We start from the raw sequence: 26,067 nt of genomic DNA, 5'->3' as shown, positions 1-26,067 counted from the left end.
GCGGGGTGGAGCAGCCCGGTAGCTCGTCAGGCTCATAACCTGAAGGTCGCAGGTTCAAATCCTGCCCCCGCAACCAACCCCAGCCGCCCCCTCACCCCCCGGCCAGCCCCGCCAGCACGGCGGCCCTGAGCGCCTCGTCCACCACCGGCACCACCCCGCCCCAGTGCGAGAACCCCGGTACCGCCTGGTGCAGAAGCATCCCCAGCCCGTCCACCGCCACATGGCCGCGCCGCCGCGCCGCCCGCAAAAGCGCGGTCTCGAGCGGAACATAGACGATGTCGGCCACCACCGCCGCGCGCGGCAGCACCGTCAGCGAAAGCTCGAGCGGCGGCTGGCCCGCCATGCCGAGGCTGGTGGCGTTGACCAGCAAGGCCGCCCCCTCGAGAAACGCCCCCTCCCGCGCCGCCCACGGCAGAAGCTCGACCCCACGGCCCAGTCGCGCCAGCTCCTCGGCCAGGGCGGCGGCGCGCTCGGGCGTACGGTTGGTGAGCCGCAAGGAGGGCACCCCGGCCTCGAGCAGGGCCACCGCGATCCCGCGCGCGGCACCGCCGGCGCCCAGGAGCGCCACCGGCCCCGCCGCCGGCGTCCAGCTCGGCGCCGTCGCCCGCAGATGGGCGAGGAAGCCGGCGCCGTCGGTGTTGAGCCCCAGGAGCCGGCCGTCCGGCTGCACCAGCACGGTGTTGACCGCTCCGATCCTCGCTGCCGCCGGGTCGTGCTCGTCGACGAGGCGAAAGGCCGCCTCTTTATGCGGCACGGTGACGTTCCAGCCGAGAAAACCCAGCCGCGGCAGCGCCTGGAAGGCGAGCGCCACGTCCTCGGGCCGCACCGGCAGCGGCACGTAGGTGCCGTCGATGCGGTAGCGCTCGAACCAGTGCCCGTGCAGGCGCGGCGAGAGCGAATGGCCGACCGGCCAGCCCATGACGCCGGCGAGCCTGGCCTTTCCCGACAGCAGCACGGTCCTCGATCCCTTCTGTGGCAGTGGCGGCGCCGACCATCGGCGGCGGTGCGCCGGCGGTCAAGAGCCGCCCCGGCGGCGGTCCGGCACGACGGCGAGGACCGCGACACTGCCACGCAGCGCCCGAAAAGCACCTCCCCGCCCGGCTCGGCGCGGACGCCGGCTGGCGCGCAGCCTTGTTTTGGGGACGAGCACGCGTAGTGTCGCCCGAGAGCTTTTCCGGTCCGCTTGCGACGAGCCCTCAGACCATGTTCGAGCCCGCTGCCGCCCTTTCCTCGTCTCGTCTCGATCGGGGCGAATTCAAAAGCGCCATTCTGGCCAAGCTGATCTATCAGGTCGGCAAGGACCCGAAGACCGCGACCCGCCACGACTGGTTCGTGGCCCTGGCCCTGGCCGTGCGCGACCGGCTGGTGGACGGCTGGATGGCGACCACGCGCCGGACCTACGAGGCGGACAAAAAGCGGGTCTATTATCTCAGCCTCGAGTTCCTGATCGGCCGCCTGCTCGCCGATTCCTTGCGCAATCTCGGGCTCCACGAGGTGGCGACCGCGGCTTTGAGCGAGCTTGGAGTCGATGCCGAGCAGGTGTTCAAGGTCGAGCCCGACGCAGCGCTCGGCAATGGCGGCCTCGGGCGGCTCGCCGCCTGCCTGCTCGACAGCATGGCCACGCTCGGCATCGCGGCCTATGGCTACGGCATCCGCTACGAACACGGCCTGTTCAAGCAGGGTTTCGACGACGGCTGGCAGGTGGAGCGGCCCGAGGACTGGCTCGCCTTCGGCAACCCCTGGGAATTCGAGCGCGCCGAGGCCATCTATCCGGTCCGCTTCTACGGCCATGTCCGCGAGGAGCGCGATGCGAGCGGCCGGCGGGTCCATCGCTGGGAGGGAGGGCAGCGCGTGCTGGCCGTGGCCTACGACACGCCGGTCGTGGGCTGGGGCGGGACGCACATCAACACGCTGCGCCTGTGGTCGGCGCAGAGTGGCAACCTGATCGACCTCGAGGCTTTCAACCGCGGCGACTACATGCGCGCCGTGCAGGACCAGGTGCTCTCGCAGTCGATCAGCCGCGTGCTCTATCCCAACGACGCCACCGAGGCCGGGCAGGAGCTCCGGCTCAAGCAGGAATATTTCTTCACGAGCGCCTCCTTGCAGGACATCCTGCGGCGTCATCTGAGCTATCATCCGAGCCTGGCCTCGCTGCCCGACAAGGTCGCGATCCAGCTCAACGACACCCACCCCGCCATCGCCGTGCCGGAGTTGATGCGGCTGCTCATCGACGAGCACGGGCTCGGCTGGGACGAGGCCTGGGCGATCACGCGCGGCACCATCCACTACACCAACCACACGCTGATGCCGGAAGCGCTCGAGCGCTGGCCGGTGCCGCTCGTGGAGCGGCTGCTGCCGCGCCATCTCCAGCTCGTCTACGAGATCAACGCCCACGTCCTGAGCGAGCTTCGGGCCAGGCCCGACAATCCCGACCCGCATCTCGCCGAGGTCTCGATCATCGACGAGGGCTATGGCCGTTCCGTGCGCATGGGGCACCTCGCCTTCCTGGGCGCCCGCCGCGTCAACGGCGTCTCGGCCCTTCACGGCGAGCTCATGAAGGAGACCGTGTTCCGGCCCCTGCACCGGTATTTCCCGGACCGGATCACGGCGATCACCAACGGGGTCACGCCCAGGCGCTGGCTGCTCGACTGCAATCCCGAACTCGCCCGCCTGATCAGCGAGGCCTTGGGCGAGACGCGCTGGCTCACCGCGCTCGAGCGGCTCGAAGGGCTGGTACCTCTCGCCGCGGATGCGGCCTTCCGCGAGCGCTTCGCCGCGATCAAGCGGGCCAACAAGGCGCGGATCGCCGCCTTCGTCGCCCGGCGGCACGACCTCGTCCTGCCGCCGGAGGCGCTGCTCGACCTGCAGATCAAGCGCATCCACGAGTACAAGCGCCAGCTTCTGAACATCCTGGAGGCGGTGGCGGCTTATGCCGAGATGCTGGACCGGCCGGATATGGACTACCGGCCCAGGGTCAAGATCTTCGCGGGCAAGGCTGCTCCCTCGTACCTGCGCGCGAAGCTGATCATCAAGCTCGTCAACGACGTCGCCGCGGTGATCAACCAGGCACCCGTGGTCAAGGGCCGGCTCAAGATCCTGTTCCTGCCGAACTACAACGTGAGTCTCGCCGAGATCCTGATTCCGGGTGCGGATCTCTCCGAGCAGATCTCGACGGCCGGCATGGAGGCCTCGGGTACCGGCAACATGAAGCTGGCACTCAACGGTGCGCTCACCATCGGCACGCTCGATGGCGCCAACATCGAAATGCGCGAGCGGGTGGGCCCCGAGAACATCTTCATCTTCGGCCTCACCGCCGCGCAAGTGGCCGCCCGGCGCCAGAACGGTCCCGCGCCGGCCGAGGCCATCGCCGCGAGCCCCCGCCTGCAGCGCGCCCTCGCGCTGATCGAATCCGGCCATTTCTCGCCGGACGATCCCGGCCGCTTCCGGCCGCTCCTCGACGATCTCGCCCGCTTCGATCATTTCATGGTCACGGCCGACTTCGACGCTTACGCCTCGGCCCAGCGGCGCGTGGCGGAAGCGTACGGCGAGCCCGCGCTGTGGTGGCGCAAGGCCGTGCTGAACACCGCGCGCATGGGCTGGTTCTCGAGCGACCGCACGGTCAGGGACTATGCGCGCGAGATCTGGCAGGTGCCGCTCGGCGGCTGAGCCGGCTCAGGTCCGAGCGCGCGCCTTTGCCGGCGAGAAAGCGCGGCTCGCGAGATAGAGGCGAAGGGTCGGGGTCAACGGTGCTGCCGCGATCTCGTCCGGTGCCAGCCAGCCAGCCCAGACGATCTCGCGCCGGTCGACCAGAGGCACCGGTGCTTCTGCCGGATGCCAGGCGAACACGTGATCGGTGATCCGACGGCGCAGGTCCTCGAAGCGGAAGCGGCCGGCCGGGACGAGGGCGGCGGGCGGCACCTCGATCCCGGTCTCCTCGAGAAGCTCGCGCGCCGCGGCCGCGCGCGGCGCCTCGCCCCGGCCGCGCCCGCCGCCCGGCAGGTCGAGCCGGTCGTGGTAGGAGGTCTTGACCACGAGCAGCCGCCCGTCGTGCCAGACCGCGACCGCGGCCCCCTCCAGCACGGGCCGCCGCACCCGCCACCACAGCCGCAAGACGCGAAAGGCGGTCCGGTAGCCCAGGCGGAACAGCGCATCCATGGCCGGCTCGCGTCCTCTCCGGCGTCGGTCGGGTGATCGGAGACTAGAACCCGCGAGGGCCGGGAGCGAGCCTTTGGCGCAGGCCTTCTGCTGGTCGTGTGCGGAAAGCCCTCGCGCTGCGCGGGTCACGCCTGCGCATGATCCCGAGCGACGGGCCTTGCTGCAAGCTCGTTTCGGGAACGCAGGACAGCCGGATCGCCGATACCCTGCTCGTCCCCCGCCTCGATCGGCGGGCCGATCGTGGTCGATCGCAGCCGCAAGGGCGCGTCTTGGATCTGCTTGTCGACCTTGGCACCCGTGCCGCGGCCGATCAGCGTCGCGGGCTCGCGGGCCGAGAACGTGACCGTCCGCGATACCGCCGGGTGGCGGTCCTGGCCAGCTCGGAACGCGGCATCACGGATGCTCGCTCCACCGGCCGGTCGGAGCGGCGAGGTAGTGGACCGCGGGCAAGAAGCATCCCCGTGACCGGCGCGACGCATCCGACGTCGGATGATCGCCGCCCGCCGACACCGGCGCTTGATTTCGCCAAGGCCCTCCCCTCTTATCGGGCGCATGCCGGAGCAGCCTTCCGCCGTGCCCGTGATCGCCGTCGCCAACCAGAAGGGCGGTGTCGGCAAGACCACGACCACGGCGAACCTCGCGAAAGCCCTGGCCGATCTCGGCCGGCGCGTGCTCGCGATCGACCTCGACCCGCAGGCGAGCCTCACGATCTATTTCGGCGCGGACCCGCGCACCCTCGATGCCGAGGGCCGGACCGCGGATGCGCTGCTTTTGAGCGACCGGCCGGCGGAGGAGCTGCCCCTGCCGGGCAATCCGGCGCTGCTTCCGGCCTCGATCCGGCTCGCGAGCAGCGAGAGCGATCTCTTGCGCGAGTGGAACGGTGCCACGCTCCTGGCCCGGCGCCTGGAGCGGTTGCGGGCGCGCTTCGATCTCGTCCTGATCGACTGCTCGCCGTCTTTGGGCCTGCTCACCGTCAACGCGCTCGCCGCCGCGAGCCACGTGCTGGTACCGGTCAAGACCGACTATCTCTCGCTCATGGGCGTGTCGCTTCTGTTCGAGACCATCGAGAAGATCAGGACCCGCCTCAATCCGGCGCTCGCCGTCTTGGGTGTCCTGCCGACCATGCACGATGCGCGCAACAGCCACGACCGCGAGGCCCTGGCCGAGCTCGCGGCTCTCCTCTGCGGCCACTGCCGCCTGTTCCCGGCGGTCCGGCGCAGCACGGCCTTCGATCAGGCCTCGGTCGCGGGCGTGCCGGGGCTCGGCCATCCGAGCCTGAGGCGGGCGATCGAGGGCTACCGGCAGCTCGCCGAGGTGCTGCTCGCGGAGCTCGTCCCTTGAGCCGGTCCGGCCTCGAGGGGCGCTCGAGGGTGAGCCTCAAGGAACGGCTCGGGCGCGACCGGCTCTTCCAGCTCTCGGCCGACCTGCCGCGCCTCGTCGAGCTCGACGTCGCGGCGATCGCTCCCAACCCCGAGCAGCCGCGCGCCCGCCTCGACGAGGCGGCGCTCGCGGAGCTGCGCGCCTCGATCGCACGGCACGGGCTCCTGCAGCCAATCCTGGTGCGCCGGGGCGAGCCCGAAGGGCCCGCCTGGGTGCTGGTGGCGGGCCAGCGCCGGCTCGCCGCGGTCAAGGCTCTGGGCCGCGCCACCATTCCCGCCATTCTCGTCGCGGGCGAGCCCGGCGAGGTGGCGCTGGTCGAGAACCTGCAGCGCCAGGAGCTCGATCCGTTCGAGACCGCGGCGGCGGTGCAGCGGCTCATGCAGCGCCACGGCTACAGCCAGGCGGCGATGGGAGCGATCTTGGGCCTCAAGCAGAATACGGTGAGCGCTCTGCTCGCCCTCAACCGCCTGCCGGCGCGGATCCGGGCCGAGTATCCGACGTCGGATAGGGTGTCGAAGTCGCTGCTGATCGAGCTCGCCGCCGTGCCGGACGAGGCCCTGCAGCTCCGCCTGTGGGACGAGGTCAAGGCGGGCGGGCTCGGCGTACGGGCCTTGCGCGCCGCCCGGCGCGCGGCGCCGGGCGGGCCGGCACGGCCCCGTCCCGCGCCGCTCGCGAGCTGCCTCGCCGAGGCGCGCCGGCTCCTCGCCCGGCTCGAGAAGCTGCCGCCGGTCGATCCCGCCGAACCGGCGCTCGCCGCGCTCGCCGCCGTCCACGCCGCGCTCGGCCGTCGGCTCGCGAGCCTGCGCCGCGGCCCGGGCCGCCGGAAGGCGCGGGGCCTGAACGCCGGCTGAACGCCCGGTTCAGGCCGGGCTCAGCCCGGCCGTGGCACGATCCTCCACGAGAAGGATGGCCGGCGCGGGGCCGTTCCCGCCCGGCGAGCAGCGGGAGGATCCGTTCATGCGCACCCTCGTCGTCTCCGGCCTGCTCGCGTTCCTGGCCGCTCCGCCCGCCGGTGCCGGCGAGCATGCCGTTCCCGCTCCCGGCGCGCCCGTGAGCCCGGCCGAGCTGCAGGCGGCCGGGCACGGCACGATCGCCGGCACGGTCACCGCCATCGCCGGGGCGGGCTTCACCCTGGCCGAGCTCACCACGGCCGAGCCGGTCGCGGTCGCCGCCGGCGATCTCGGGCTCGCCGGCCTCGCACCCGGCGAGCCGGTCACCGTCACCGGGACGGTCGAGGAGGGCACGCTTCGCGCCCGGCAGATCATCCGCGGCGACGGCAGCGTGGCGACGGCCGGGCGCGAAGCGGAAGACGAGCTCGCGGATGCCGAGGACGAGGAGGAGGACTGAGCCGCCGCGCCCGGTGCGGCTCGGGCCGAGGACGTTCGGGGCGACTCGCCCAGACCCTCCTCCGGCCCATCCAGCGCCTTGGCGCGTCGTGGCTGCCGGTCGGGCCGCCAGCGCGGCATCGGCCTCATCTGCTCCCGAGCCGAGGAATAGAATACCCCGATTTGCCTCCTCGAGCCCATGCGCTCGCCCTCGGCCGACCAGGCGTGGCGAAATCGGCGATGTTGCAGGATCATATATCGCTTTATCTTGCTTTATGGCCTTTTATAGGTTATAAATCCTAAACGCGTGCCTTCCTGCGTCGGGAGCCCTCCTATGCGCCTACGCCTCCTGCCCCTTGCCGCCCTCGCCCTGCTTCCGGCCTGCGCTGAGGTGCAAGCTTACGGTGCAGCCGTCGTCCAGCAGCGACGGATGATGAACGACCTGCAGGCACGGGCCACCATGGCCGCCACCTGCGACATCTCCTTGGGGGCTTATTTCCGTGAGCTCAGCCCGGTCGAGCGGCGCTTCGCCGGGCTGGTCTGCGGCGGCACGTTTCCGGGCGAGAAGGATTCCCTGTCCGAGGCGCAGCGACCGGCTGGTGACAGCGCTAGCTCGTGAGCGCTGCGCCCGCCGCCGGCCGGCTGGCCGCGAGCAGCCGGCCGAGTGCCACGAAGTCGCGCCGCCTGGGCGAGGAGCGGCGCCAGGCCAGACCCAGCGTGCGGCTCGGCGCGCCCGAGCCCAGCCGCACGGGCGCGATCCTGGGATCGCGCACCTCGAAGGCGAGGCTGAGCTCGGGCAGCAGCGTGACACCGAGCCCGTTCGCCACCATCTGGACGATGGTCGCGAGCGAGCAGGCGCCGAAGCCGCTCATGGCCGCCCCGTCCACCTGCCGGCACCAGCCCAGCGCCTGATTCCTGAGGCCGTGCCCCTCTTCCAGCCGCCGCCGCCCGCCCGAAATGCCGGTGCCGGGCGAGGGCCTCAAGGTAGCGGAGCTGGCGCAGCGTCACCATGCACGATAGGATTATCTTATCGAGCAGATTGGACAATAATATTAGATGTTATCGATATCGGCCCCTAGCTTTCGCCTCGGGCCGGCCCTCGTGGTGGGCCGGGACGCGAGACCACCGAGGGGAACGATCATGACGCGCCCGAAGACGATGACGACCACGGCCGGAGCGCCGGTCGCCGACAACCAGAATTCGCTCAGCGCCGGCCCGCGCGGACCGCTTCTCCTGCAGGACTACCAGCTGATCGAGAAGCTCGCGCACCAGAACCGCGAGCGCATCCCCGAGCGCGTGGTGCACGCCAAGGGCTCGGGCGCCTACGGCACCTTCACCGTCACGAACGACATCACGCGCTATACGAAGGCCAAGCTGTTCGGCGCGATCGGGAAAGAGACCGAGGTGTTCTTGCGCTTCTCGACCGTAGCCGGCGAGCGCGGGGCGGCCGATGCCGAGCGCGACGTGCGCGGCTTCGCGGTCAAGTTCTATACCGAGGAGGGCAACTGGGACCTCGTCGGCAACAACACGCCGGTCTTCTTCATCCGCGACCCCTTGAAGTTCCCGGACTTCATCCGCACCCAGAAGCGGCACCCCGCGACGAACTTACGCTCGCCCACGGCGATGTGGGACTTCTGGTCCTTGAGCCCCGAGAGCCTGCACCAGGTGACGATCCTGTTCTCGGACCGCGGCCTGCCGCAGGGCTACCGGTTCATGAACGGCTACGGCTCGCACACCTACGCGTTCCTGAACGAGGCCGGCGAGCGGTTCTGGGTCAAGTTCCACTTCAAGTCCATGCAGGGGATCAAGTGGTGGACCAACCGCGAGGCCGAGCAGGTGATCGCGAAGGACCGCGAGAGCGCCCAGCGCGACCTCTACGAGGCGATCCAGAAGGGCGACTTCCCGCGCTGGCGCCTGTGCGTCCAGGTCATGCCCGAGGCCGACGTCGAGACGACGCCCTTTGACCCGTTCGACCTCACCAAGGTCTGGCCGCACGCGGACTATCCCCTGATCGAGGTCGGCGTGCTCGAGCTGAACCGCAATCCTGCGCACTATTTCGCGGAAGTCGAGCAGTCCTCGTTCTCGCCCTCCAACATCGTGCCGGGGATCGGCTTCTCGCCCGACAAGATGCTGCAGGGCCGCATCTTCGCCTATGCCGACGCGCACCGCTACCGGGTCGGCACGCATTACGAGATGCTGCCCGTCAACCGGCCGCGCTGCCCGGTCCATCACTACCACGCCGACGGCTCGATGCTGTTCGAGATCCCGGACCGCGGCAACGCCTGGTACGAGCCCAACTCGTTCGGCGGGCCGGTCGAGGACCCGCGCTTCCGTGAGCCGCCGCTCCGGATCGCGGGCGATGCCGACCGCTGGAGCCATCGGGTCGGCAACGACGACTACAGCCAGCCCGGCCGGCTGTTCCGCCTCATGGGCCCCGCGGCGCAAGGCCGGCTCATGGACAACATCGCGGAAGCGATGCAGGGCGTGCCGCTCGAGATCGTCCGCCGCCAAGTCGCGCACTTCCATGCCGCCGACCCGGCTTACGGCCTCGGTGTGGCGACCCGGATGGGCCTCGACGAGCGCGACCTGCCTTCGGCGCAGGCCGCGGCCGAGTAAGCCTCCTCCCCCCCGACCGGCACCGCCGGGTCCCTGGCCCGGCGGTGCCGCCCTTTTCGCAGCGGACAGGAACGAGGCGTGGGGCGGGCAGCCTCGGCTCCGGGCGGGCGTTGGTCGTCGCGTGAACGGACCCGCCGCTTCGGGATGGGCGCGCGATGCTCGACCGTCTGGACGACGACCTCTGGGTCGTGCAACGACCCTTGACGGCCATGGGTTCGATCGAGATCGCGTCGCGCATGAGCGGCGTGCGCCGGCGGACGGCGGCCTGCTCCTGCACGCGCCGGTCCATCGTCGCGCGCGATGCGCGGGCCGGGCTGCAACGAGCCTTCGTCTGGCGGCGCCGGGTGGAGGAATGAGGGCGGGAGCGGGCATGACGGCATCGAGATCGCGATCCTGGCTCGCGGCACTTCTCGCCGGCCTGCTTCTGGCCGTGCCGGTCGTGGCCGAGGAGCCGGCGAAGCCGCCGGCAGCCGCCGGCGCCGGTGTCCTGCAGCTCCTGCCCGCGCCCGTGACCACGCGGCACGAGCTGGTACAGGACGGCCGGCGGCTCGCTTATGCCGCCACCGCCGGGACGCTCCCTTTGCGCGACACCAGGGGCGAGATCACGGCCGCGATCTTCCACGTCGCCTATGTCCTGGACCCGCCCGATGCCACGCGCCCCGTCACCTTCGTCTTCAACGGCGGGCCCGGGGCGGCCTCGGCCTTCCTGCTCTTGGGAGCCCTCGGCCCGCGCCTGGTCGCGTTCTCGCCGGAAGGCGGCTATCTGCCGCCGCCGGCCCGGCTCCTCGACAATCCCGATGGCTGGCTGCCCTTCACCGATCTCGTCTTCGTCGATCCCGTGGGCACGGGCTACAGCCGGGCGGCAGCACCGGGCGAGGAGGCCGAGCGGCGGTTCTTCGGCGTGCGCCAGGACGCTTCGGCCATGGCGGCCTTCATCCGCCTCTGGCTCGCCCGCAACGGGCGCACCCTCGCACCGGTCTTCCTCGTGGGCGAGAGCTATGGCGGCTTCCGCGCCGCCGTGCTCGCCCGCACGCTGCAGGACGAGAGCGGGATCGCCCCGAGCGGGCTCGTGCTGATCTCGCCGGCCCTTGCCTTCGCCCTCCTCCGGCCCGGCCGCGACGACGACCACATGCTGCTGCCCTTCGCCCTGACCCTGCCCGCCATGGCAGCGGTCCATCTCGAGCGGCAGGGACAGGAGGAGCTCCTGACCGCCCGCCTGCCCGAGATCGAGCGCTGGGCGCTCTCGGACTATCTCGTGGCCCTGGCCGCGGGCCCGAGAGCGCTGCCGCCCGGCATCGTCGAGCGGCTCGCCGCGCTCACCGGCCTCGCCTCCGATCTCGTGCGGCAGAGCTGGGGTCGCATCCCGGTCGGCCGCTTCATCAAGGAATATGCCCGCGCGCAAGGCCGGGTCCTGAGCCGCTACGACGGCGCCGTCGACGGACCGGACCCGGACCCGGCAAGCCCGCGTGCCAGCGGCCCCGATCCCGTGCTGGACCGCGCCGTGCCGGTCTGGACCTCGGCCTTCGTCGCCTACGTCCGGGGCGAGCTCGGCTACACGACCGACATCGACTACCGCCTGCTCGAGCCCGAGATCAGCGGCAAATGGGACTACGGCACCGCGCCGGGCCGCCAGGGCTACGCCGATGCGCTCGACGATCTCGAGGCCGGCCGCACGCTCAACCCCTCGCTCGAGGTGCTGATCGCCCACGGCTACACCGACCTCGTCACCCCCTATCTCGGCTCGCGCTACCTGCTGGACCAGCTTCCGCCCTTGGCCGGTGCCGCCCCGATCACGTTTCGCGTCTATCCCGGCGGCCACATGCCCTACATGCGTGCCGGATCGCGCCACGCGCTCCTGCAGGACGCGAAGGCGCTCTACGAGCGGGCGCTGGCGGCGCGGGAAGAGGGCGGCGGCAAATGACGCCCGGAGCCGCCGGGCCGGCCCCTCACGGCTCGCGCTCCCATATCCGGCGCTGCCGTTCGCCGACCAGGCAGTCGCTACCGGCCACGGCCACGGGCTGCGGACGGGGGACGCGGCCCGCGATCTCGAGCACGAGCTTCTGCCGGATCGCTTCCGCGAGCTGGCCCGCCTCGGTCACCGGCAGGACGAAGGCGCCGGGCCCGCCGATGACACAGTCGCGGTAATAGGCGACGAGCTCCGGGCCGTCGAGGCCGAACCAGCCGCCGGACGGGCGGAGCGCGATCGGCAGGCCGTTGATCACGATCCCGGCCGCCACCACGGCGTCGCGCACCGGCATCACCGGTGGCCCCATGTTGTTGGCCCCGTCGCCCGATATGTCGATCACGCGCCGGGGCCCCTCGTAGCCGTTGCCGTCGAACAGAGGGGCAGCGAAGGCAAGCGCGCCCGAGATCGAGGTGCCGTGCCGCCGGCCGGGAGGCGCATCGTCGAGGGCGGCGACGAAGCTCCTGGCCGTGACCTCGTCGGCGATCGGCGTCCAGGGTACCACGACGGCCTGAGCGCCGGTCCCGGCCCATTCGACGTAAGCGACCGCGATCCGCCCGAGAGGCCCCGAGCGGATCGCGGCCAGCACCTCGGGGTGGAGCAGGGCTTCGCTGTAGCCCTGCTGCTGCACCGCCTGCTCCTCGGTGTCCATCGAACCCGAGACGTCGACCGCGAGCACGAGCTCGAGATCGACCTCCATTGCGGCCGCCACGGGCAGAAGGATCCCCTGGCCCAACAGACCCAGGCAAGCCAGCACCTTCCATCGCATCGCCGCACCTTTCGGCAGCCCGTGCCGTTCGGCCGAGAATGGCAAAGGATCGGGGTACCGGGGAGATCGATCACGCCCTGGTGATCGAGGCTGCCGAGGGCGGTCGGGTGCCGGGCACTTCCGATGCTGCCGGGCAGGGTGCCGTCGGAGCGAGGGCCGGAGCGGCGGCGTGCGGCAGGGGCGGGGCGGCCCGGTCCGGGAACAGGGCGCGCACGCGTGCCACGGCCAGCGCCATCTCGTCGGGAAGGGGCGGGGGGGCTTCGGGAAAGGGCTGGCCCAGCCAGACCACCCGCCCGGCGCGGATCAGCTCGTCGTGGACGACGCGGATATCGCGCACGAGATAACGCGGCACGAGGCCGCCCCAGAAGATCTCGCGGTAGAGGAAGGCCTTGAGGCGGCCGGGATTGCAGCGCCGCCACCAGCGTTTCAGCTTCGCCCGCAGCGGCTCGCTTGCCGGCGGCGGATCGTCGAGCAGAAGATCGAACAGGTGTACGGGCTTGCCGGTGGCGCAGGCCTCGGCCAGCATCATCGTGCTGTCGGAGGTGACGACGATGGCCTCGGCCAGCGCCAGATAGCCGTAATAGGGATTGTCGGGATCGTCCGGGCGCCAGCGATGGACATGGGCGGGCTGGCCGATCGCGGCCTCGAGCGCATCGGCCGCTGCGGGCTCGGTGCGGGCGCTGGTCGTGACCAGGAGCGTGCCGCCGCCCAGGCGCCGTGCCAGGGCTCGCGCCTCGCGGCCGAGCCGCTCCGCCTTCTCTTGATCGAAGCAGTGCGGGCCGGCATAGCCGCCCACGAGCACGGCGATATAGGGCCGGGGCAGGTGTGCCAGGCGTGGCGCCCAGCGTTCGGCCGCGGCTGCGAGCGTCACGGGATTGGCGCGGTTCAGGCTGAGGCGCGTGCGCAGCACGTTGGGCCGGTCCGGGACCGGGTATTCCGGCACGGTGAGGACGAGATCGAACCGCGCGGCGTCGGCCCAGGGCTTGCCGATATGGACGTAGCGCGCTTTGCCGCCCGTCTGCTGCTTGATCCAGCGGCAGACGGGCTCGTTGCGCATCGCGGCCGTGATGACGAGATCGGGCCAGGGAGGCTCGAGCGGGCTCGACCGCGTCCGGTCGATGCCGAAAAGGTTGGTGCCGCGCCAGACGTCGAAGATCCGCCCGCCCGGCCGGTAGGCGAGGCGCTTGACCTCGAACGGCCAGCCCAGGGCCTGGGCGAGGGCCAGGATCTGGGCATTGTCCCCCGCCCGGTAGCACAAGACCGCCCAGACCCGGGGCGGCGGCGTCTCGGGGATCGTCTCCGGCCGGTCGCTCACGGGCGTCCCTCCCCCGCGACGCGCCAGCGGCAGATCCGGTTGGTGAGCAGGATGACGAGGGCCGCGAGCGCGACGCCGGGTGGCAGATCGACCAGATAGTGCCAGCGCGAGACCACCGATTCGACGAAGATCCAGCCCGAGAGGAACAGGATCAGGGGCAGCAACGCCGAGCGCATCTTGAAGGCGTAGTAGGTGACGAGGGTGGCGAGCGCCACGTGGAGCGACGGCATCGCCGCGAGCGCTGCCGTGAGATGCTCGCCGCCGTGCGCCGCGAGCCAGGCGGGGCCGCCGGCCTGCACGTTCGAGAACACCTCGTGCATGGCGTGCTGGCTCACCGTCGCGACCGCATTCGGCCCGTCCTCGAACAGAAAGGGCCCGACCGCCGGCGCGATCAGGTAGGTGAGGGGACCCAGCATCAAGAGCAGCAGCAGGGCGATCATGCTGTGATGGTGCCAGCGCCGGTTGCCGAGCGCGTGCAGCCAGAAGGCCAGGATGACGAGCGTGGCCTGCGCTCCCTGGTACCAGAGATCGGGTGCGGGCAGCACGGCGGCGACCATGGCCCGCACCTTCGCCAGAGCGGCGATCACGAAGCGGAGCCGCTCGTCGACCGCGAAATAGGCCTGGTCGAACAGGTGCGGGTTGACGAGCGGCATCCAGGTCTTGAGATGGAAGTGGAGATAGGTGACGGCGAGGAACAGGCCGACGAAGCCGAGATCGACCGCGACCAGCCGTGCCACGTCGGCCCAGCCCTCGCCGGGACGCGGACGCCAGAGATGGCGGACGATCTGCGCCAGAAGATAGCCGCCGCCGGCGGCGAGCACCGGCACGATCGCCGGAATGCCCAAGGCCGGGCTCACCCGCTCGGTCGGCAGGGTGAAAGGAGCGCCCGTGAGCCGGCTCAGGAGCAGGGTTACGAGCGCGAACAGAAGGAACGCGCCGAGCAGGAACACGATGTCGCCCGGCAGCCCGAGCCGGTGCCGCCGGGGAGAGGCGAGCCGGGCGGGCGAGGCGGGGGCTTCGGCGGTGGTGCCGGCCAGAAGCCCGTCACGGTAGCGCTCTGCGGCCGGCACCACCGCCGCGCCGGCCCGTTCGAGATCCATCGGGGTCGATCCGCTTGCTTGCGAGGTTGTCCTTCGCCCGGCCCTGCCGGCCGGGGCGGGCTCAGGCCGCGCGGCGCGGCGCGAGGTCCGAGAGGACCGCGGCCACCGTGGGTGCCGTCCGGGCGCGCTCGAGCGTGTCGTGGCGCAGGTGATTCCGCCGCATCTCGTCGCGGATCAGATCCTCGCCGATCGCGCCGCTCTCGAGGCATTCGCGCAAATAAGCGAAGAACAGCGCTTCCTGCCGCGGATCGGGATGGCGGCGGTAGCTGCCCAAGAGTCCGTAATCGCCGAACAGCTTCCTACGCGCCACCATGAGCCAGCCGAAGGGCGGGAACAGGGGAAAATGCTCGACCGGGCGGAAGTCGACCGGCAGCCCGGTCTTCCAGGGCTGGGTCATGCGGCGCGTGTTGTGGATCATCTTCGTGTCCGGCGCCAGCCGGTCGAAGTCGTTCCATTGCGGCTCGATGGCGCCGATCGTCGCCGGATCCTCGTCCAGGAGCCCGACCCAGTTCCGATAGTCGCGCTCGAACCGGAACAGCTCGTCGAACTGCTGCTCGACCTTCCAGTGCTTCAGCTTGGCACAGTCGAGCAGCATGACCGAGCTGGCATAAGCGCCGCGCACGGTGCGCTTCACGCCCTCGTGCGTCCGGCACAGGATCGCCTTGCCACCCATGTCGCGCGCGAGCAGCTCCCAGACGTCGGCGACCGCGAACACGTCGGGATCGACCACGAGAGCCCGGCCCTCGTAGCCCATGAGCTCGGGCGGCATGAAGCGCAGCGGCGTGAACGACTGCAGGTCGTCGTTGCGCCACTCGATCCTGATCCCGCCCTTGAGATAGGGCCGGCCTTCGTAGCGGGCGAAGAACGGATAGTCCTTCTGCTGGATCAACGAGACGTCGAACTTGTCGGCATGGCGCGACCGGCTGCGCATCGAGTGCGCCGAGACCAGAGCGCCGGCGAGCTGGCGATGGTTGGTATGGATGAACACGTGAGGCCGCATGGCCGAGAATTCTCCCGCTGGGCCGGCCCGTGCGAACGGCCGGTCGTGCCCGGCCGCGCTGCCGTGGGCCGCTGTCAAGGATCCTTGCCGGCGCCGACAATGCGATGAACCGGCGCAAAGCTCCATCCCTTCCGTGGCGGCGGGGGCGGAGCCGTGGTCAGGGACGGCGTCGCGGCGCCTCCCCGGCCGCAGATCGTTCTTCTCCGCCCCCCGGCAAGGAGGCATGTCGCCGCAAGCCGGCCCCGACCGCTCCCGCGCGCGGCGCGCCGCGGCAGCCGGCTCAGCCTCGGCCCGGCACGATCCGGATCGTGCCGGTCATGTGCGGGTGCAGCCGGCAGTAGTAGCGATAGGTGCCGGCTTGCGCGAAGTGCATCGTGAACTGCCCGTCCTTATCCAGCACCGCCGAGCCGAAAGCGTGATCGGCGCTGGTGACGGTGTGCGGGATGTCGTCCCCGTTCACCCAGGTCACGGCGCTGCCGACCGGCAGCGTGAGCGCCGCCGGCGCGAAGGCGAAGTTGTCGATGCGGACGGTGGTGGCGGCCTCGGCCGGCGTGGCGACGGCGAGGCCCAGGACGAGCAGCCAGGGACGGACCGGCATGGGCTCAGCCTCCCGCGAGCGGCCGGTCGACGAGCGCGAGCGGGCCCGCGTGCGGCCGGAACGCGACGTCGGTGGTGCCCAGAAGCCGGCGCAGCTCGCCCGGCGGCACCTTCAAGGGCCCGGGCGAGGCGGCAGCGCCCGGCTGCGGCTGCGGAAAGGCGGTCGACATCGCGGTATGGAAGGTGACGTTGCCCTCCACCTTCTGCATCACCTGGTGGATGTGGCCGTTCAGGACCGTGACCGAGCCGAAGCGCCTGAGATAGGCGAGCGCCTGCGCCGCGTCCTCGGTTCCCCAGCCCCATTCGGGATAGACCGACCACAAGGGGATATGGGCGAACACGACCACGGGCGTTTCCGCCCCGAGGCCGGCGAGATCGTCCTCGAGCCACTCGAGCTGCGCATCGCCGAGCCGGCCGAGCCCGCCGGGGGCGAGGTCGGCCACGTTGACGAGGCCGACGAAATGCACCCCGCCATGATCGAAGCTGTACCAGCCGGCACCTTTGGTGCCCTTGCCGTAGCGCTCGCGGTAGCTCGCCCCCTCGTCCACCAGCATGTCGTGCTCGCCCGGAACATGGAACACCGGCAGGCGCGCAGCACCGATGAGCTGGTCGGCGAGGTCGAACTCGTCAGGCTGCGAAAGATGCGAGATGTCGCCCGTGTGCAGCAGGAAGGCGGGGGCCCGGGGCAGGGCGAGGATGCGGTCGATCCCGGCCTTCACCGTGCCGGGCACGTCCGTGTTGGCGTCCTTCGCGAAGCCGATATGGCTGTCGCTGATCTGCACGAAGCTGAAGCCGTCGTCACCCATCGCCCCCGCTTCGGCCGCGGCCGCGAGCGGCATCGAGCGCGGGATGCCGCCCGCCATGGTCCACACCACGCCCGTGCCCACCCACGCCATGCATTTCAGGAGGCCCCGGCGATCGGTGCCGTCGTCGCTCATCGTCGTCTCCTCGTGGCCTTAGGATCGTCCACGCGGGGCCTTACCGGTGCGGCGCGCCGGTTATTCCCGGAGCCGGATGGACGACGGGCTTTCCGGCACCTCGCCGGCATCGGCGAGCGTGTAGTGTCGTGCCAGCAGGAGCGGGAACGCGGCGAGGCCTTGATCGGGGTCGGCCTTGCCGCGCGCGAAGTCGAGCGCGGCCCCGGCCGGGGGCAGGGCTGGCAGGCGGGCCGGGCTGGCGGCGCGCCCGATGCCGATCCCGTCGAGGACGGTCTCGATCCGGGCCGCGGTGAGCAGGCCGGCATCGGTGCAGCCATAGCCCAGCAAGGTCTCGAACGGCCGCTCCAGCGGATCCTCCCCGCGCCGGGCGAGCGTGCCTTCGAAGCCGAAGCAGGCCCGCTCCCCGAGGCGGTAGGGGCGGTAGAACAGCGTCCCGCCGGGCTTCTCGACCCGGCCGAGGTCGCCCCATGCCGAGACCCCCGCCCGGTTGCGCCGGAACAAAGCGACGGCGCGCACGAGATCGAAGCTCGCGGCGAGCGCTACCGGGCTGCCGGGCTCCGCGGCGAGGTCGAGATACTCGAGCTGCAGATCCGCGGCTCGGACCCGGGCATACTCTTCGGCCTGCCAGTCGTCCGCGTAGCGCACCGCGCGCCACCGGTCGGGGCGGGCGGCCGCCACGAGCGACAGGCGCTCCTCGCCGGGCGGAACCCAGCCCGCCGCGCCACGGTCCATATCGGCACCCGTGCAGCCGGCGGCGAGCAGGCAGAGCGATGCCGCAGCAAGGATCCGGGCCGTGGCACGAGAGGACGGCCGTGATACGCTCGGCCGATGGCGTGCGGAGCGGGCGGCCGCGCGACCGGATGACTGCCCGCGCCCTGTCTCGTCCATGACGGAACCTCCCGAGGAAGATGACTCCCGAGGCTCCTACCGGACGGGCGCGGTGTTTATTCCGTCCCACGGCTGTTGGGGAATAAGCGTCGCGCGCCGGCGGTACGGCATCCCAGGATCGCAAGCGGTTGGAGCCGCCGTGGCCGAATCCGAAGATCTGCGCCGCTTCGAGGCGCTCGTGCTGCCGCATCTCGATGCGGCCTACAACCTCGCCCGCTGGCTCGCGCGCGACCCGGACGACGCCCGGGACATCGTGCAGGAGGCCTGCCTGCGGGCATGGCGCTATTTCGCGAGTTGCCGGGACGGCGAGGCGCGGCCGTGGCTGCTCGGTATCGTGCGCAACACGCTGCCGGGATGGCGCCGGCGCCAGGCCGAGGTGATCCCGTTCGGCGCGCTCGAGCGGGAGGACGGGACCGCGTTCATCGAGGACGTCGCCGGGCCCGGCGACGATCCCGAGGCGATCATCGGCCGGCTCGAAGAGAGAGCGCTGGTCGACCGCCTGATCGAGCGCCTGCCGCCCGCGTTCCGCGAGGTCCTGGTGCTGCGCGAGCTCGAGGACCTGTCCTACAAGGAGATCGCCGCGATTCTGCAGATCCCGATCGGCACCGTGATGTCGCGGCTCGCCCGCGCGCGCCGGCTGCTGCTGACGTGGGCGAAGGAACCCCCGGCTCGGGAGCGTCGTCATGGCGTGTGAGGACGTGGCCCCGCTGCTCGATGCCAGCCTCGATGGCGAGCTGGATGCGGCGCACGCGCTCGAGCTCGAGCGTCACCTCGCCGCCTGCCCGGCCTGCGCCAGCGAGCTCGCGCGGCTGCGCGCCCTGCGGGCGGCGATCCGCGGCCGCGCCACCCGCCATCGCCTGCCGCCGGCCGCGCACGCCGCCGTCCGGCGCCGGCTGCGCGAGACCGTGCGCGCCGGCGCGCCGGCGGCAGCGGCAGGTGGCATCTCCCGCCGCGTGCTGGGCAGCGGCATGGCGGCCTCGCTGCTCCTGGGCCTCGTGCTGGGCAGCCGGTTCGGCCCTCGGCTGGTCGGCGCGAACGGCGGACAGGACCTGGCCGCGGCCCTGGTCGCCGCCCATATCCGCTCCCTCGAGCCCGGCCACGGGATCGACGTTCCGTCCTCCGACCAGCACACGGTCAAGCCCTGGTTCGACGGCCGGGTCGCCTTCTCGCCGCCGGTCAAGGACCTGAGCGAGGCGGGGTTCGCGCTGATCGGCGGGCGGCGCGACTATGTCGACCACCACGAGGCCGCGGTCCTGGTCTATCGCCGTCGCGAGCACCGGATCGACCTGTTCGTCTGGCCGGCCGCGGGCGACCGCCCCGCACTTCTGGCCGCGACCAGCGACGGCTATCATCTCCGGCTCTGGACGGAAGGCGGCTTCGCGCTCGCCGCGGTCTCGAACCTGAACCCCGTCGAGCTCGACGAGTTCGTACGCCGCTGGCGCGCCGCCTGAGCGGCAGGGTCGCCCCACTCAGGCGGCCAGCTTGTCCAGCATGGCCTGGGTGATCAGGCACACCCCGCTCGCGGTGCGCCGGAAGCGCCTGGCGTCGAGCTCGGGGTCCTCGCCGACCACGAGCCCTTCGGGGATCTTGACGCCACGGTCGATCACGACCTTCGTGAGTCTGGCATGGCGGCCGATGTCGACCTCGGGCAGCACCACGCACTGCTCGAGCCTGGTCCAGGAGTGGACGTGCACGCCCGTGAACAGGAGCGTGCCGTGGAGCTCCCCGCCCGAGACGATGCAGCCGCCCGAGACCAGGGAGCTCACCGCCATGCCGCGTCGGCCCTTGTCGTCGTGGACGAACTTCGCGGGCGGGGTGAGCTCGGAATAGGTCCAGATCGGCCAGTCCTTGTCGTAGAGATCGAGATCCGGGACCACCCGGGTGAGGTCCATGTTGGCTTCCCAATAGGCATCGACCGTGCCGACGTCGCGCCAGTAGGCCTCGTGCTCGGCCTTGGACTTGACGCACGACTTGGGGAAGCGGTGCGCCAGCGCTTTGCCGTGCCGCACGAGGTAGGGGATGATGTCCTTGCCGAAGTCGTGGGAGGAGTTCGGATCGGCCGCATCGCGGCGGAGCTGGTCGAACAGGAGCTCGGTCTTGAAGACGTAGATGCCCATGCTGGCGAGCGCCATCTCGGGCCTGCCCGGAATGCCCGGCGGGTCGGCCGGCTTCTCGAGGAACGAGACGACGCGATCCTGCTCGTCGACCTGCATCACGCCGAAGCCCGTCGCTTCCAGGCGCGGCACCTCGAGGCAGCCGATGGTGACGTCGGCAGCGGCCTCGCAGTGGTCGCGCAGCATGAACTCGTAGTCCATCTTGTAGACGTGATCGCCGGCGAGGACGATGATGTACTCGACGCCGTAGGACTCGATGATGTCGATGTTCTGGTAGACCGCGTCCGCCGTGCCCTCGTACCACTGGGTCTCCGAGACGCGCTGGCTCGCCGGCAGGATGTCGAAGCTCTCGTTGCGCTCGGGCCGCAGGAAATTCCAGCCGCGCTGCAGATGCCGGATCAGGCTGTGCGCCTTGTACTGGGTGGCGACGCCGATGCGGCGGATACCGGAATTGATCGCGTTCGAGAGCGCGAAGTCGATGATCCGGGTCTTGCCGCCGAAATAGACCGCGGGCTTGGCGCGGCGGTCGGTCAGCTCCTTCAGGCGCGAGCCGCGCCCGCCGGCGAGCACGAAGGCGAGCGTGTTGCGGCTGAGATTGCCGTACGAGCCCGGTTGCGGCATCGCTTTCCTCCTCTCACTATCCGCCCGGCGTCCCTTGCGCTCGGGCGGGCTTCTCCCCGACGTTCCACGCATGCCGGCCGCGAGCGTGGCCGCTGCCTCCTGATCATGCTTCAACATGCTGAATAGCAGCTACTACCACCTTCGCGTTCCGGCTCCACCGCCGCGACCGGCGCTCACGGGCACGCTCGAGGCCGGAATCGGCATCGTCGGCGGCGGTCTCGCCGGGCTCGCCACCGCACTTTCGCTCGCCGAGCGCGGGGCGAAGCCGGTGCTCCTCGAGGCCGAGACGGTCGGTGCCGGTGCCTCGGGCCGCAACGGCGGCATGGTCTCGGCCGGTTTCGCCGCTTCTTTTCGGGCGATCGAGCGGGCAGCGGGGCCCGCGGCCGCCGCCGCGCTCGTGGCGCTGAGCCGGGATGCCGTGGCCTTGGTCCGCGCACGGATCGCGCGCTACGCCATTCCCTGCGCACCCGTGGACGGGGTGGTGATCGCATCCTGGTTCGACGAGCCCGAGGCCCTGCGTCGGGAGGTCCGGGAGCTCAATGCGCGCCACGGCATGCGGCTCGTCTTCTGGCCGCGCGAGCGCCTGCGGGCAGCCTATCCCTCGCCCCGCTACCACGACGGGATCTTCGACCCCGAGGGCTTTCATCTCGATCCCCTGGCCCTGTGCCGCGGCTATGCCGCGGCCGCGGCCGCGCTCGGTGCCGTGATCCACGAGGCGAGCCCGGTGCTCGCCATCGCGCGGCAGGGCCGGCGCTGGCGGGTGCGCACCAGGGAGGGTGTCCTCCTCGTCGACCGGCTGGTCTTGTGCCAGAGTGCCTACCCGCCCGTCGTGCTGCCGGCGTTGGCGCGCTCGGTGCTGCCGGTCTTCACCTACGTCGTCGTGACCGAGCCGCTCACCGGTGCCCACGCCGAGGTCATCCGCGCCCCTTACGCGGTCTACGACACGCGCTTCGCCACCGGCTATCACCGGCTCCTGCCGGACGGCCGCCTCTTGTGGGGCGGGCGGATCAGCACGCGCGAGACGCCGCATGACCTGAAGCGGCTGATGCGGCGCGATCTCGCCCGGGTCTACCCGCAGCTCGCCGATGTCCGGATCGAGCACGGCTGGTCGGGGCGGATGGGCTTCGCCCGGCACAAGATGCCGCTGATCCGCGAGCTCGCGCCGGATCTATGGGTCAACACCGCCTTCGGCGGACACGGGCTCAACACCACGAGCCTGGGTGGCGAGCTCGTCGCCACCGCGCTGCTCGAGGGCGACCGGCGCTTCGAGCTCCTGGCGCCGTTCGGGCTTGGCTGGACCGGCGGCGGGGTCGGCCGGCTCGCAGCGCAAGCCCTCTATCATGGCCACGCGCTCGCGGATGCCGTCCGGGCGTTCTGGCATCGCCGGCGCGCCGCCCTGGCGGGCGGACGAGAAAAGCGCCGGATGGAGAAAGCCATCCGGCGCCAGTAGCAAGGATCAGGGAGGCTTGAACAGACGCCGGTGATCTAGCGTGCTTCGGGTCTCCTGAAAAGTGCCCGGGAAAAGATGTCGCTGCGACCGGAAGACGAATGCGACCGATGGCAGCATCGAGCCGAAAAGAACCCGTATGCTCGTGGCATCAGGCCAAGTCGTGGCAGAAGCAGCGTCGCTGCGCTACCCTCGATTCCCGCAACGGCGGACGGATGCCGACGGCTCGTCAGTCGCTCCCGCCCTGTTCTGGATCGTTCCGTGATCGGGCGGATCGAAATCGTGTCCAATAAAAATTGCCGGGTGGAGCGGTCCACCCGGCAGCAGCAAGGATCAGGGAGGCTTGAACAGACGGGCAGGATATAGGCGAAAGCCGTTTGCCTGAGAAGCTTCCTGCTCGTTATGTCACACGACTCTTGGCTGATCTGGCGTCGATTTCCGCCGGCCCGGAAGCCGCCGACCGCCTCGGGCAGCCGGGGACACGCCCCGCGCATCGCGCCGATGCTGGACGGCACGGCCCGCTTCGGGGCAAGCAAGGCGGGACGCGCAGAGGATCGAAGGAGAGGCCCGTCATGTCGGCACTGACCCGCTCGCCCACCTGGACCGCGCTCGAAGCCCATGCCCGCGCGATGCGGAACGTGCATCTGCGCGACCTGTTCGCCGCCGATCCCGACCGGTTCGCCCGGTTCTCGCTGACCTTCGAGGACGATCTGCTCCTCGACTACGCCAAGCACCGGATCGACGCCACGACCATGCGCCTTCTCTTCGAGCTCGCGCGCGCGGCCGGGGTCGAGGACTGGCGGGCGATGATGTTCGAGGGTGCCAAGATCAACCACACCGAGCACCGTGCCGTCCTGCACGTGGCCCTGCGCAACCGCTCGGGCCGCCCGATCCTGGTCGACGGCGAGAACGTCATGCCGGCGGTGAACGAGGTGCTCTCGCGGATGGGCCGCTTTGCCGGGGCGGTGCGGGCCGGCACCTGGCGCGGCTTCACCGGGCAGCGGATCACGGACGTCGTCAACATCGGCATCGGCGGCTCCGATCTCGGGCCGCTCATGGTCTGCACCGCGCTTGCCCCTTACGCCGCGCAGGGGCCCTTGCGCGTGCATTTCGTCTCCAACGTCGACGGGGCGCATCTCGCCCTCACGCTCGGGGACCTCGACCCCGAGCGCACCCTGTTCGTGGTCGCCTCCAAGACCTTCACGACGCAGGAGACCATGACCAACGCCGCTTCCGCGCGCGCCTGGCTTCTCGCGCGGCTGGGCGGGCAGGAGGCGGCGGTCGCCCGCCACTTCGTCGCGGTCTCGACCAACGAGCAGGCGGTGCGTGCCTTCGGCATCGAGCCCGCCAACATGTTCGCGTTCTGGGACTGGGTCGGCGGCCGCTACTCCTTGTGGTCGGCGATCGGCCTGCCGATCGCACTCCATCTCGGCATGGACCGCTTCCTCGAGCTCCTGGGCGGTGCCTTCGCCATGGACGAGCATTTCCGCACGGCACCCCTGGAGCGGAACCTGCCGGTCGTGCTGGCGCTGCTCGGGGTCTGGTACAACAACTTCCTCGGGGCCGAGACCCACGCCATCCTGCCTTACGACCAGAACCTCGCCCGCTTTCCCGCCTACTTCCAGCAGGGCGACATGGAGAGCAACGGCAAGTCGGTGGACCGGGCCGGGCAGCCCGTCGACTACCAGACCGGGCCGATCGTCTGGGGCGAGCCCGGCACCAACGGCCAGCACGCCTTCTACCAGCTCCTGCACCAGGGAACGAAGCTCGTTCCGTGCGACTTCCTGGCGGCCGCCCGGAGCCTCACCCCGCTGGGCGACCACCACGAGAAGCTCCTTGCCAACTTCTTCGCGCAAGCCGAAGCGCTCGCCTTCGGCAAGAGCGAGGACGAGGCGAGAGCCGAGCTGGAACGGCAGGGCCTTGCGGGCGAGGCCCTGGCAGCGCTCCTGCCCTACAAGATCTTTCCCGGCAACCGCCCCTCGACCTCGATCCTCTACCGGGAGCTCACGCCGCACCGGTTGGGCTCGCTGATCGCCCTCTACGAGCACAAGATCTTCGTCCAGGGTGTGGTCTGGAACATCAACAGCTTCGACCAGTGGGGGGTCGAGCTCGGCAAGCAGCTGGCCAACCGGATCCTGCCGGAGCTCGCAAGCGATGCGCCCGTCACCGGCCACGACAGCTCGACCAACGGGCTCATCGCGCACTTCAAGCGGCTGCGCCGCTAGGGCGGATTTCCGGTGGGTCGGGAAAGGCCGCCGTCAGGTGCTCCCGACCCGATCCGAAAGCGCCTCGGCGGGCGAGTCCGAACAGGGCTCCTCGCCCGCCGGCGTCCCGGCTCAGGCGTGAGCGAAGCTGCCGTGCCTGGCACCGGCCATCAGCTCCCGGAAGCGCTCGCCCGCGAGATGGACGAGATGCTGGTGGTCGCCGGCCTCGATCCAGACCTCGGGCGCCTTTTCGAGGCGTTCGTCGACGACGGTCTCGAGCCCGTAGGCCTGGCCCATGGCCGGGATGGCGCCGACCTCGCAGTCCTTGAACAGGCTCGCGGCCTCGTCCTCGTCGGCGAGCTCGACCGGCCGGTGCAGGAGCCGCCAGAGCTGCGCCTTGTCGAGCTGGCAGGATGCCGGCAGCACGGCCATGAGATAGCCGCCGCCGTCGCGCAGCACGACCGCCTTGGCGAGGCGGTCGGCCGGGATCTCGCAGGCCCGCGCGGTCTCGCGCGCGGTCATGGTGCGCGCGTGGGCCATGACGTCGTAGGGGACGTGGTGCTCGTCGAGATATTGCTGCAGGGTGATCGCGATCGCCATGGGTCGCCTCCTTTGCTCGAAGGGGCGCGCCGGCTGGAAACCGCTCGGTGGAGGCCCCCGGGACCCGTCATTCTAACGCAAGCCGACCGGCTCGGCGCGCTCGATGAGCATGAGCGGCCGGGGCTCCCGGCGGAAGGGAAGGTGCGTCGCCGCCGGTCCTGCGCAGCAGCGCCCCGATCACCGGGGGAACGGCCGCGCCAGCGGACGCTCGATCGGGTCGGGCGACGCCTCGGGCCTGCCGCCGCGGCGCGGCCGGCGGGATCGACCTTCCCGGACGGGCAGCGCTCGCGCGCCGGAGGCGCGCTGGCCATGAGGCCGGCGAGCGTGGCGCCCTCGTCGATCGTCCCTTCGAGGCGCAGGCGCAGCTCGGTGATCAGGCGGTCCGCGCCCTTGCCCTCGCACACCACGCCCACCCGCTCGCCCGTCCCCCGGCCGAAGGCGTCGTCGAAGGCTTTCTGGATCTCCGCAAGCGTCAGCCTGCCGCCGATCCGGCGCGCGAACAGGTCCCGCACCCGGCTCTCGTTGAGCGTCTGCACGAGCCGGATCGATGCTCGGAAATATTCCTCGGCCGAAGCCCCGTAGCAGGTGCCGTGGCGCAGCCATTCGTGGCGGTCGAGGCCGGAGCGCGTGCCCGGCATCAGCGCCTCCAGCGCCCGGCGCGTCTCGGCCGAGAGTGCTACCTCGGGCAGAAGCTGCCAGCTTTCCGGCCGGTCGCGCCGGCGCAGATCCGGATCGACCCCGCAATACTCGCCCGCTTCCGGCCAGAGCCCGTGGAGCGAGAACCGGGTGGCGTCGGGCCGCTCGCCGGTCTGGTCCCGGCATTCCGGCCGGCGCTCGTTCAGCTCGCAGAAGGCGGGCTGCCAGCTCACCGCCAGCACGTACCTGGCTGCCGGCGCGCCCGCCGGCCGGGCCGCCGGGGCGGCAGCGACGGCGATGCAGGCGAGCAGGCCGGCGAGCCGCGCCGGCAGCCTCACGGCACGATCACCTCGATCCGCGATCCTCGCACCGAAGCGGCAGTCCGGTGGCACGGCTTTC

At 71.1% G+C, this 26,067-nt stretch carries 25 protein-coding genes; 12 read left to right on the top strand and 13 right to left on the bottom strand.

Going from position 1 to position 26,067, the window contains the following annotated elements; genetic code table 11:
* Positions 1-91: 91 nt before the first annotated feature.
* Positions 92-955 carry a shikimate dehydrogenase gene (locus U1T56_RS19730; RefSeq protein WP_418161214.1) on the bottom strand — a complete coding sequence of 288 codons (864 nt, stop codon included), beginning with the start codon at positions 953-955 and terminating at the stop codon, positions 92-94.
* Positions 956-1,203: 248 nt separating this feature from the next.
* On the opposite strand from U1T56_RS19730, the gene U1T56_RS19725 reads away from it, so the two are divergent.
* Positions 1,204-3,666, top strand: a complete 2,463-nt coding sequence (locus U1T56_RS19725) for a glycogen/starch/alpha-glucan phosphorylase (protein ID WP_418161213.1) — start codon at positions 1,204-1,206, stop codon at positions 3,664-3,666.
* A 6-nt stretch (positions 3,667-3,672) separates the two neighbouring features.
* Here U1T56_RS19725 and U1T56_RS19720 read toward each other — a convergent pair whose 3' ends face one another.
* Complete coding sequence (locus U1T56_RS19720; RefSeq protein WP_418161212.1) at positions 3,673-4,155, bottom strand: NUDIX domain-containing protein; 483 nt, start codon at positions 4,153-4,155, stop codon at positions 3,673-3,675.
* Positions 4,156-4,728: 573 nt separating this feature from the next.
* On the opposite strand from U1T56_RS19720, the gene U1T56_RS19715 reads away from it, so the two are divergent.
* The 4 genes from U1T56_RS19715 to U1T56_RS19700 all read left to right on the top strand — a co-directional run bounded on the left by U1T56_RS19715 (position 4,729) and on the right by U1T56_RS19700 (position 7,479).
* On the top strand, positions 4,729-5,496 hold the full coding sequence (locus U1T56_RS19715; protein ID WP_418161211.1) for a ParA family protein: 768 nt from the start codon (positions 4,729-4,731) through the stop codon (positions 5,494-5,496).
* Positions 5,493-6,386 (top strand): ParB/RepB/Spo0J family partition protein, encoded by an 894-nt coding sequence (locus tag U1T56_RS19710; protein WP_418161210.1) that lies wholly within the window; start codon positions 5,493-5,495, stop codon positions 6,384-6,386. The genes U1T56_RS19715 and U1T56_RS19710 overlap by 4 nt, the downstream gene beginning before the upstream one ends.
* A gap of 106 nt (positions 6,387-6,492) precedes the next feature.
* Positions 6,493-6,882, top strand: coding sequence for a hypothetical protein (locus U1T56_RS19705; RefSeq protein ID WP_418161209.1), 390 nt, complete (start codon positions 6,493-6,495; stop codon positions 6,880-6,882).
* Positions 6,883-7,194: 312 nt separating this feature from the next.
* On the top strand, positions 7,195-7,479 hold the full coding sequence (locus U1T56_RS19700; RefSeq protein WP_418161208.1) for a hypothetical protein: 285 nt from the start codon (positions 7,195-7,197) through the stop codon (positions 7,477-7,479).
* On the opposite strand, the gene U1T56_RS19695 is transcribed toward U1T56_RS19700, so the two are convergent.
* Entirely contained in the window at positions 7,469-7,843 is a 375-nt protein-coding gene (locus U1T56_RS19695; RefSeq protein WP_418161207.1) for a LysR substrate-binding domain-containing protein, read from the bottom strand. The two genes, U1T56_RS19700 and U1T56_RS19695, sit on opposite strands and share 11 nt — an antisense overlap.
* Before the next feature lie 157 nt (positions 7,844-8,000).
* Here U1T56_RS19695 and U1T56_RS19690 point away from each other — a divergent pair, with 157 nt between their 5' ends.
* The 3 genes from U1T56_RS19690 (at position 8,001) to U1T56_RS19680 (ending at position 11,397) form a co-directional block, all read left to right on the top strand.
* Positions 8,001-9,476, top strand: coding sequence for a catalase (locus tag U1T56_RS19690; protein WP_418161206.1), 1,476 nt, complete (start codon positions 8,001-8,003; stop codon positions 9,474-9,476).
* Positions 9,477-9,631: 155 nt separating this feature from the next.
* Positions 9,632-9,832 carry a hypothetical protein gene (locus tag U1T56_RS19685; protein ID WP_418161205.1) on the top strand — a complete coding sequence of 67 codons (201 nt, stop codon included), beginning with the start codon at positions 9,632-9,634 and terminating at the stop codon, positions 9,830-9,832.
* A 14-nt stretch (positions 9,833-9,846) separates the two neighbouring features.
* On the top strand, positions 9,847-11,397 hold the full coding sequence (locus U1T56_RS19680; protein ID WP_418161204.1) for a S10 family peptidase: 1,551 nt from the start codon (positions 9,847-9,849) through the stop codon (positions 11,395-11,397).
* 25 nt (positions 11,398-11,422) lie between these two features.
* Here U1T56_RS19680 and U1T56_RS19675 read toward each other — a convergent pair whose 3' ends face one another.
* The 7 genes from U1T56_RS19675 to U1T56_RS19645 form a co-directional block, all read right to left on the bottom strand.
* Positions 11,423-12,208, bottom strand: coding sequence for a DUF1194 domain-containing protein (locus U1T56_RS19675; RefSeq protein WP_418161203.1), 786 nt, complete (start codon positions 12,206-12,208; stop codon positions 11,423-11,425).
* Positions 12,209-12,278: 70 nt separating this feature from the next.
* Positions 12,279-13,523 carry a mitochondrial fission ELM1 family protein gene (locus tag U1T56_RS19670; RefSeq protein WP_418161202.1) on the bottom strand — a complete coding sequence of 415 codons (1,245 nt, stop codon included), beginning with the start codon at positions 13,521-13,523 and terminating at the stop codon, positions 12,279-12,281.
* Positions 13,520-14,623: a phosphatase PAP2 family protein gene (locus U1T56_RS19665; protein ID WP_418161201.1), complete on the bottom strand. Its 1,104-nt coding sequence runs from the start codon at positions 14,621-14,623 to the stop codon at positions 13,520-13,522. Before U1T56_RS19665 ends, U1T56_RS19670 begins: the two co-directional genes overlap by 4 nt.
* Before the next feature lie 61 nt (positions 14,624-14,684).
* A complete protein-coding gene (locus tag U1T56_RS19660; RefSeq protein ID WP_418161200.1) occupies positions 14,685-15,623 on the bottom strand; it encodes a glycosyltransferase family protein in 939 nt (312 codons plus the stop codon).
* 280 nt (positions 15,624-15,903) lie between these two features.
* Complete coding sequence (locus U1T56_RS19655; RefSeq protein WP_418161199.1) at positions 15,904-16,221, bottom strand: cupredoxin domain-containing protein; 318 nt, start codon at positions 16,219-16,221, stop codon at positions 15,904-15,906.
* A 4-nt stretch (positions 16,222-16,225) separates the two neighbouring features.
* Positions 16,226-17,158, bottom strand: a complete 933-nt coding sequence (locus U1T56_RS19650) for a metallophosphoesterase family protein (protein ID WP_418161198.1) — start codon at positions 17,156-17,158, stop codon at positions 16,226-16,228.
* 60 nt (positions 17,159-17,218) lie between these two features.
* Positions 17,219-17,890, bottom strand: a complete 672-nt coding sequence (locus tag U1T56_RS19645) for a hypothetical protein (protein WP_418161197.1) — start codon at positions 17,888-17,890, stop codon at positions 17,219-17,221.
* A 295-nt stretch (positions 17,891-18,185) separates the two neighbouring features.
* On the opposite strand from U1T56_RS19645, the gene U1T56_RS19640 reads away from it, so the two are divergent.
* Both U1T56_RS19640 and U1T56_RS19635 read left to right on the top strand, forming a co-directional pair.
* Positions 18,186-18,740 (top strand): sigma-70 family RNA polymerase sigma factor, encoded by a 555-nt coding sequence (locus U1T56_RS19640; protein ID WP_418161196.1) that lies wholly within the window; start codon positions 18,186-18,188, stop codon positions 18,738-18,740.
* A complete protein-coding gene (locus U1T56_RS19635) occupies positions 18,730-19,497 on the top strand; it encodes an anti-sigma factor family protein (protein WP_418161195.1) in 768 nt (255 codons plus the stop codon). Before U1T56_RS19640 ends, U1T56_RS19635 begins: the two co-directional genes overlap by 11 nt.
* An 18-nt stretch (positions 19,498-19,515) precedes the next feature.
* Here U1T56_RS19635 and glgC read toward each other — a convergent pair whose 3' ends face one another.
* Complete coding sequence (gene glgC / locus U1T56_RS19630; RefSeq protein ID WP_418161194.1) at positions 19,516-20,781, bottom strand: glucose-1-phosphate adenylyltransferase; 1,266 nt, start codon at positions 20,779-20,781, stop codon at positions 19,516-19,518.
* A 115-nt stretch (positions 20,782-20,896) separates the two neighbouring features.
* Between glgC and U1T56_RS19625 the strand changes: the two genes are divergently transcribed.
* Positions 20,897-22,231, top strand: coding sequence for an NAD(P)/FAD-dependent oxidoreductase (locus U1T56_RS19625; protein ID WP_418161193.1), 1,335 nt, complete (start codon positions 20,897-20,899; stop codon positions 22,229-22,231).
* A 569-nt stretch (positions 22,232-22,800) separates the two neighbouring features.
* Entirely contained in the window at positions 22,801-24,453 is a 1,653-nt protein-coding gene (gene pgi / locus U1T56_RS19620; RefSeq protein WP_418161192.1) for a glucose-6-phosphate isomerase, read from the top strand.
* Between the two features lie 111 nt (positions 24,454-24,564).
* Here the strand turns inward: pgi and U1T56_RS19615 are convergent, their stop codons facing one another.
* Together U1T56_RS19615 and U1T56_RS19610 are read right to left on the bottom strand one after the other, a co-directional pair.
* The gene (locus U1T56_RS19615) at positions 24,565-25,032 is read right to left on the bottom strand and encodes an aminoacyl-tRNA deacylase (RefSeq protein ID WP_418161191.1); all 468 of its coding nucleotides are present in this window, start codon (positions 25,030-25,032) and stop codon (positions 24,565-24,567) included.
* The gene (locus tag U1T56_RS19610) at positions 24,951-26,006 is read right to left on the bottom strand and encodes a ribonuclease T2 family protein (RefSeq protein WP_418161190.1); all 1,056 of its coding nucleotides are present in this window, start codon (positions 26,004-26,006) and stop codon (positions 24,951-24,953) included. The genes U1T56_RS19615 and U1T56_RS19610 overlap by 82 nt, the downstream gene beginning before the upstream one ends.
* Positions 26,007-26,067: the final 61 nt, after the last annotated feature.

It is taken from the genome of Benzoatithermus flavus, from assembly GCF_037908215.1.
Lineage (GTDB): Bacteria > Pseudomonadota > Alphaproteobacteria > Geminicoccales > Geminicoccaceae > Benzoatithermus > Benzoatithermus flavus.
The sequence above is the reverse complement of the archived record's forward strand: the minus strand, read 5'-3'. Positions and strand labels throughout refer to the sequence as shown.